This is a genomic window from Kaistia granuli DSM 23481 (assembly GCF_000380505.1).
GTDB classification, from domain to species: Bacteria; Pseudomonadota; Alphaproteobacteria; order Rhizobiales; family Kaistiaceae; genus Kaistia; species Kaistia granuli.
The window spans coordinates 490,577-498,207 of the sequence record NZ_AQYH01000006.1 but is presented as its reverse complement, the minus strand read 5'-3'; the positions used below and the strand labels follow the sequence as shown (position 1 = coordinate 498,207).

8 protein-coding genes are annotated in these 7,631 nt (G+C 65.4%); 2 read left to right on the top strand and 6 right to left on the bottom strand.

Annotated features, from left to right (window positions below; translation table 11 throughout):
• A partial coding sequence (locus tag G342_RS25645) for a transposase (RefSeq protein ID WP_018181812.1) occupies window positions 1–258 on the top strand: 258 nt, incomplete at its 5' end.
• A 42-nt stretch (window positions 259–300) separates the two neighbouring features.
• On the opposite strand, the gene G342_RS0109950 is transcribed toward G342_RS25645, so the two are convergent.
• From G342_RS0109950 to G342_RS0109930, 5 genes are all read right to left on the bottom strand, one after another.
• A complete protein-coding gene (locus G342_RS0109950; RefSeq protein WP_018182990.1) occupies window positions 301–1,242 on the bottom strand; it encodes a threonine ammonia-lyase in 942 nt (313 codons plus the stop codon).
• A 37-nt stretch (window positions 1,243–1,279) separates the two neighbouring features.
• Window positions 1,280–2,125 carry a carbohydrate ABC transporter permease gene (locus tag G342_RS0109945; protein WP_018182989.1) on the bottom strand — a complete coding sequence of 282 codons (846 nt, stop codon included), beginning with the start codon at window positions 2,123–2,125 and terminating at the stop codon, window positions 1,280–1,282.
• 1 nt (window position 2,126) lies between these two features.
• A complete protein-coding gene (locus G342_RS0109940) occupies window positions 2,127–3,002 on the bottom strand; it encodes a carbohydrate ABC transporter permease (protein WP_018182988.1) in 876 nt (291 codons plus the stop codon).
• 66 nt (window positions 3,003–3,068) lie between these two features.
• A complete protein-coding gene (locus G342_RS0109935) occupies window positions 3,069–4,403 on the bottom strand; it encodes an extracellular solute-binding protein (protein ID WP_018182987.1) in 1,335 nt (444 codons plus the stop codon).
• Between the two features lie 286 nt (window positions 4,404–4,689).
• A complete protein-coding gene (locus G342_RS0109930) occupies window positions 4,690–5,694 on the bottom strand; it encodes a succinylglutamate desuccinylase/aspartoacylase family protein (protein ID WP_018182986.1) in 1,005 nt (334 codons plus the stop codon).
• 116 nt (window positions 5,695–5,810) lie between these two features.
• On the opposite strand from G342_RS0109930, the gene G342_RS25240 reads away from it, so the two are divergent.
• A complete protein-coding gene (locus G342_RS25240; RefSeq protein WP_018182985.1) occupies window positions 5,811–6,563 on the top strand; it encodes an MBL fold metallo-hydrolase in 753 nt (250 codons plus the stop codon).
• Between the two features lie 27 nt (window positions 6,564–6,590).
• Here the strand turns inward: G342_RS25240 and G342_RS23775 are convergent, their stop codons facing one another.
• Complete coding sequence (locus G342_RS23775; protein ID WP_018182984.1) at window positions 6,591–7,394, bottom strand: SDR family NAD(P)-dependent oxidoreductase; 804 nt, start codon at window positions 7,392–7,394, stop codon at window positions 6,591–6,593.
• Window positions 7,395–7,631 lie beyond the last annotated feature (237 nt).

Sequence of the window (7,631 nt, the reverse complement as noted above, 5' to 3'; positions counted from 1 at the left end):
GCCGGCTTGGCCCCGCATCCGCGCGATTCCGGCAACACCAGCCGGCACCGCACCATGCGCGGCGGACGCACCGAACTCAGGCCTTTGCTGTTCATGGCCGCCCTCAGCGCGGCCAGGGCCAACCCCGGCCTGCGCGACTTCTACCGACGCCTATGCACCGCCGGAAAGCCAAAGCGCCTCGCGCTCGCAGCCGTCGCCAGAAAACTCGTCGTCGTTGCCAACGCCTTGCTCAAACCAGATGCAACAGAACTGACTTGATGACAGCGAGCGTGTTGCCCGGCTGAGCCAGACTGGCGGGCGCTATTTCAGCCCGAGCCCGTCATTGCCGCTGCCGCACAGCACGACGACCGTCTTCTCGCCCGGCGCGACCTTGACGTGCCCGTTGAGGACAGCGGCGGCCGCCGTGGCGGCGCCGAGCTCGACGGCGAGGCCGGTGTTCTTCCACATCCATTCCGCCGCGCCGACCGGCTCGTCCTCCGGCACCAGCACGATCTCGTCGACGCAGCGCTCGATGATCTCGAAATTGATCGGCTCGGTGGAGCGGGCCGCGAGGATCGGCACGTTGGTGACGACGTTTTCGAGCATCACCGGATGGCCGGCCTTGCGGGCCTCGTAGAGCGTCGGGCAGCCGACGGTCTCGACGCCGACGACGCGCACGCCCGGCTTTCGCTGCTTGATCGCCTCGGCGATGCCGGCGATCAATCCGCCGCCGCCGATCGAGACGACGACGGTGTCGACGTCAGGCATGTCGTCGAGGATCTCGAGCCCGATCGTGCCCTGGCCGGCGATTGTCGCCTCGTCGGCGAAGGGGTGGAGCAGGGCGCCACCTCGTTCTTCCGCGAGCTTGCGGCCGGCCTCCCAGGACAGATCCCAGAACTGGCCGACGACATGCAGCTCGGCGCCATAGGACGCGATGCGCTTGCGGGCGAGTTCGGTGGAGGTCGTCATCACGCAGATGCTGGCCGGCACGCCGAGCTGCTCGGCCGCATAGGCGATCGCCGCGCCGAAATTGCCGCCGGACGCGGTGACGACGCCGCGCGCCCGCACGGCCTCCGGCAGCGACAATACGCCGTTGAAGGCGCCGCGCGCCTTGAACGAGCCGGACACCTGCAGGCATTCCGGCTTGAACCAGAGTTCGGCCTTGTCGGTCGGGCGCGGGGAGGGCGCCGCCGGCACCAGCGGCGTGCGGCGGACATGGCCATGGATGCGGCGGGCGGCGTCGGTATAGGCGGTCGGTTGCATGGATTTCACCGTTGAGACGAGCGACGGGTGCGGGCGATCAGCCCTTGACCGCGCCGGCAAGCATCGACTTGCCGATATAGGGATAGGCGAACAGGCCGAGGATCAGCGGCGGCAGGATGCCGATCGTCATGGCGGCGGCCGTCGGACCCCATTCGATGCCGCGCGAGGTGACGAAGAAGGTGGCGCCGACTGTCACCGGCACGGCGCTCTTGGTCGTCAGGATCAGGCCGAACAGGAACTCGTTCCAGCTGTAGATGAAGGAGAGCAGGAAGACGGCGAGCATGACGGGGCGGCTCAGCGGCAGCACGACGTGCCAGAGCGTCTTCCACATCGAGGCGCCGTCGATCTTGGCCGCGTCGTCGAGCTCGCGCGGCACGTCCTGCACGAAGCCGACGAACAGCACCAGCGCGATCGGGATGTTGATGACGCAGGCAATCAGCGCCAGGCCGAGCCGGGTGTCGAGCAGGCCGACCTGCTTGTACATGAAGTAGAACGGGATCGCGAAGATGATCAGCGGCAGGGCGCGCAGGTTGGTGATCAGCGGCAGCAGCCAGCTGCTGCCGACGCGCTGGCGCGCCATGGCATAGGCGGCCGGCAGTGTCAGAACGATGGCGAAAATGGTGCCCACCGTCGCGATGACGATCGAGTTCATGATGTAGTGCGAATAGTCGATGTTCGGCGAGGCGAGCACGGCGCGGTAGTGCTCGAGCGTCGGCTCGAAGATCCACTTCGGCGGATAGGCGTTGATATCCGCATTGGTCTTGAACGAGGTCAGGATGGTCGACAGGACCGGGAAATTGACCAGAAGCGCGACGGCGACGAAGACAACCCAGCGCGAGGCGTGAAGGACGCTGTCGAAGCGGCTGCGGCGGGAGACGATCATCTCAGTTTCTCCGGACGACGAGGCGCATCGCCGCCACGATCAGGGCAAGCGACATCATCAGCAGCAGGATCGAGACGGCGACCGCCTCGCCAAGCGTGTTCTGCACGAAGAACAGCTTGTAGATGTAGATGCTGATCGAGGTGGTCAGGTTGCCGGGACCGCCGCCGGTCAGCACGTAGATGTGGTCGAAGACCCGGAAGCTGTCGATGAAGCGCACGAAGACGACGATCACCAGCGCCGGCTTCATCATCGGCAGCAGGATGTGCAGGGTGGAGCGGAAACCGGTGGCGCCGTCGACGGCGGCGGCTTCCTCCAGCTCATAGGAAATGGTCTGGCGCGCCGTCAAAAGGATCAGGAACGCGAAGGGCGTCCACTGCAACACCTCGATGGCGACGACGGTCTTGTAGATGTTGCCACGGCCGAGGAAATTGACGCCGTAGCCCATCATCTCGAGATAAACGGGGATGGGGCCGGTGAACTCGTTCAGGATCAGCCGGTACATGACGCCCATCAGCGCTGGCGACACCATCATCGGCAGCATCAGAATGGCGGTCATCCACGGGCGCTTCGCCAGGAGCGGATGCAGGATGAAGACGAGGACCAGGGCGGCCACGACCTGGAGCGTGGTGCAGATGACGGCGAATTTCAGCGAGAAGCCGAGCGCCTGCCACATCTTTGGATTGCTGAGCGCGGCGGCGTAGTTGTCCAGACCGACAAAGCTGCCGATCATGTTCTGGAACGAGACGTCGCTGAACGAATACCAGAGATTGATCAGGGTCGGGAAACCCAGCAGCGCCGCCATGAACAGGCAGAGGGGGACGAGCAGGACGCGGGCCGCGGCGCGCTCCTTCATCTCGAAACTGGTCGCGTTGGACATTCTCGCTCCGGGGCGGGGAACTGCCGCGGGAGGCCCGCGGCAGTTCGTGGATCGCAGGCGTGGGGCTTAGGGAGTGAAAGCCTTTTTCATGTCGGCGACGACATTGGCGATCGCCTCGTCCTGCTCGATCTCGCCCGTCCAGTAGCCGGTGAAGTTCTCGGCCATGTTGGTGTAGATGCTCAGCGCCTTGGCGCTGGTGCTGCCATTCATGACGAAGCCGTATTTGGCGGCATGCTCGCCCATCAGCACCATTTCCGGCCGGTCGCCGGCGATTTCCGCCATCGGGCCCGCGGCCAGCGGCGGCGAGCCGCCTTCCTTGGCGTAGAGCTTCATCGGCTCGGCCGTCGCCAGCCAGGCCAGGAAGGCCTTCGCCTCGTCCTGCTTCTCGGAGTTCTTGTTGAGGCCGAGGCCGAGGCTGTGGAAATGGGTCTTCGGGCCTTCCGAGCCGGCCGGCTCGTGGGAAAGGCCGAGCTTGCCGGCGACGATCGGATATTTCGTGGCGTTGCTGAACTCCGGCACGGCGGCGTTCCACTGCAGCATGAACGCGACCTGGCCGGCGCCGAAGACGCTGTTGGCCTCGCCATATTCATAGGTCGAGCTGTCGCCCGGGGTCGCCTCGTTGTCGGTGATGATCTTGTAGATCTCGAGGCCGCGCTTGTAGGCGGGGGAGTCGACGGTGATGTTGCCGTCCTTGTCGCGCCAGTCGCCGCCATTGGAGGCGACGGTGCCCTGCCACAGCATGATGTTGTAGAGCAGGTTCTTCATCTGCAGCACGGTGCCGTAGCGGACCGGGCTGTCGGGATTGATCGACTTGGTGAAGAACAGCGCCGAGGCGATGAAATCGTCCCAGTCCCACTGGTCAGCCGGCTTCGGCGACAGCTTCTTGCCGAGGATCTTCTCCGAGATCTCCTCGTATTTCGCCTTCCAGGCCGGATCGGTGTTGAGCTGGTCGATCAGGTCCTTGCGATAGTACAGGAAGTGCAGGCTCAGGTCGGTCGGGATGCCGTATGTCTTGCCTTCGTACTTCTGCGTCTCGATCGCGTTCTTCGAGATGACGTCATAGACCTTGTCGGTGATCAGGTCGTCGATCGGCGTCATGAAGGGCGCGTACAGTCCGACATCGTAGGTCGAGGTCAGCATGACGTCGAATTCCTTCGAGCCCGCGGCGACGTCGGCCAGCATCTTCTCCTTGAAGCCCTGCTGGCTGAAATAGATCACCGAGGCCTTCGAATTGTTCTTGGTGCCCTCGGTCGAGTTGTAGAGGTCGAGTACCTTGCGGAAGGCCGATTCCGAAGGCTCGCCCGGCCATGCCAGGATGGTGATGTCGGCGAAGGCGGCCGAACTGGACAGCGCCGTGGCGAGAAGGGCGGCCGCCGCCGACTTGAATTTGGATCTCAACATGTCGTTCCCCGGTTGTTGATCTGGAAGCTGCTCTGTCGCGCCGGTCGGTCGGTTTGGCTTCGGGGCATCGCCCCTGCCGCGCCTTGAAGTCCGCCGTTGCACGACGATGAAGATCTAGTTATTCCATAATTGTATAATTGAATTCATTACAACGGAAGCCTAGCATGGTGACCTTGCGGGTCAAGACCCCGTTGTCGAACCGATGATCGTCACCGCAGAGTGCGCCGCGATGAACCTCCCTTGTTCGAACCGTCCCCTGGGGCGGTCCGCTTTGCCCCGCCGCGGGTCAGTCGAACCGCGCGAGGTTCATCAGGCAGTCTCCCGACTGGCTGTGCGTGTGCAGGCGGCGCGACAGCACGATGCCGCCTTCCGCGAAGCGCAGCACTTCGGGTTCTTCGAGCGGCCGCTCGAGATCGTGCAGCCAGCCGGCGATGGCGCCTGCCTCGACCGTGTCGCCGATATCGACGGCCGGCTCGAACCAGCCTTCGCGCTCGGCATAGACGAACAGCGACTGGCCGCCGGTGGAAAGCACTGTTGTCTCGGGGCCACGATCGGCATCGAGGTAGAGGATCGGGCGGCTGGTGATGCCGACCGCCTGCAGCAGATTGTCGACGGCGCGCTGGGTCACGGCCATCGTCGTCTTGGTGGCGGTGGCGCCACCGCCGAACTCGCCGGAAAGCGCGATGCAGCCGGCGCGCAGCGCCGCCGCCATCGACGTCGGCGAATCCGGACCATTGTCGGCGATCATGCCATAGGGCAGGCGCATCGATCGCATCAGTTCGAGGCCTCGCGCGTAGCGCTCGCCGTCGCCGAGCCGTTCGATCAGGCTGCAGATCAGGTGGTCCATGCTGGTGCCGCCCGAATGCAGGTCGAGCACGACGTCATGGCGCGGGAAGATCTCGTGCTCGATGTAGTGGGCCATGCGCTGGGTCGGCCCGCCATAGGGGTTGCCCGGAAACGAGCGGTTCATGTTGCCGCCGTCGAAGGGCGAGCAGCGTTTCGCCGCCATGACGGCCGGCGTGTTCGCCGCCGGCAGGATGGTGAGCGCGCCGCTGATGTCGGACGCCTCGATCAGCCGGATCGCCTTCAGCAGTGTCAGCTCGCCCTCATATTCGTCGCCATGGTTGCCGGCCATCAGCACCAGGCTGGGGCCGTCGCCATTGCGGATCCGGCAGACCGGCATCTTGATCTGGTAGTAGGGCGAGCGATCGATCGAATAGGGGAAGCTGAAGAAGCCGACCTGCTTGCCGTCCTTGTCCCAGTCGATGTCGGAAAAGGCACCCGTATGCATTTGTGAGATCCTTCGCGATGCGGTTTTCGGCTGCGCTTGGCGCAGTCTTGTTGGAGCGTTCAGGGCAATCTCGATCCCAGCATCGCCGTGTGGGGCGTCCGGGTCGAGGAAAGGGAGTGGAGACGGAGATGCGGATCGAGGCGGGGCTCCATCTGGTGATGAGCGGCGGCGGCGGATTCGACCTGACCGACGCGTTCGACTGCAATGTGTTCCTGGTCGCCGCCGAAGACGGCTGGCTGATGTTCGACGCCGGCGCAGGTCGGTATCCGGGACAGGTGTTCGACGTTCTGGCCGAGGACGGCATCGATCCCACCCGGATCCGCCATCTGTTCCTCACCCATGGCCATGCCGATCATTCCGGTGGCGCGGCGGCCCTGCGCGATCGGCTCGGCCTCGCCGTGCATGCCGGCGCCGCCACGGCGGCGATGGTGGCGACTGGCGACGAGGAGGGCATCAGCCTTGGCAAGGCGAAGCGGGGCGGCGTCTATCCGATGGACTATGCCTATCACGCCTGTCCGGTCGACCGCGTCTGGCAGCCGGACGAGGAAATTCGCTTTGGCGATGTCTCGGTGCGGATGATCCCGACGCCCGGCCATAGCCGCGACCATGTCTCCTATCTGGTGACGACGCCGCGGCGGCGCATGCTGGTCGGCGGCGACGCGCTGTTCCATGGCGGCAAGGTGGCGATCCAGAACATCGTCGATTGCGATATCGCCGCCATCTGCGAGAGCGTCCGGACGCTGGCGGCACTGGAGTTCGACACGCTGCTTCCCGGTCATCTCGCCTTCACCCTGAAGGACGGGCACCGTCACGCCGAACTGGCGCTGGCCTGCGTCAACCGTCTGCAATGCCCGCCCTCCATCATCTGAGCGCCGACCGGAAGTGGGTCGCCGCCTTCAGCTTCCCCGCATGCCGCCGAAGATCATCGCCGACAGGCCGCCATCGATCGTGACGGTCGAGCCGGTCATGAAGCTCGCTGCGTCCTCGGCCAGGAAAACAGCGGCCGTGGCGACCTCCTGCGGTAGGCCGGGGCGCGCCAGCGCCACCTCGTCGCGGACTTCGCCGGCGAGCTTCGGTTCGCTGTAGCCGGTATTGTTGCCCGTCACGTCGACGGGGCCGGGCGCGATCATGTTGACCAGGATGCCATGGCGGGCGAGGTCGACCGCCATGGCGCGGGTCAGCATGGCGACGCCGCCCTTTGCCGCGACATAGGCGGCGGCGTCCGGTTCCGCCATGAAGGAATTGACCGAGCCGATGGTGATGATCCGGCCGCCCTTGCCATTCCGGCCGGCGCCGCCCGCCACCATGGCGCGCGCGGCTGCCCGACAGGACAGGAAGGTCCCGGTCAGGTTGATGTCGACATAGCGATCCCAGTCGCGGTCGGAGAGGTCGAGGAAATTCCCCGTCCCGCCCTTGAGCGCCCCGGATGCTACCAGGATGTCGAGACCGCCGAGCCGCTCGACCGCTTCCTCCGTCGCCGCCTGGATCGCGGCGCGGTCGCCAAGGTCGCAGGCGATCGGAACGGCGCCCGGCAGCGCGAAACGCGTCGCGTCCAGCGGGCGGGCGAGGTCCATCGCCACGACATGGGCGCCCTCGCGCAGGAAGGCCTCGACGGTGGCGCGGCCGATGCCGCCGGCGGCTCCGGTGACGATCGCCGCCTTGCCGGCGAGGCGCCCCGGACGTCCTGAAACGTCGTTCATGAACCTGTTCCCGTCCCCATTCGCCGTCGGCCCTCGGCCGCGTCGCGCCCTTGTCGGCTGTAGCCGGCGCCGGGCTTGACCTCATGGACGAGAATGCTAACGTTCCATCCTAATGAGCGCAATTACATAACTATGGAATTATGCAGTTTTTGTCGGCGGTTCGATCGGTGAACGATCGGTCGGCTCCGGGCGCCAGCCCGATGAACTGAAGGGCTCCATGCGGGGCGGGAAACGGAT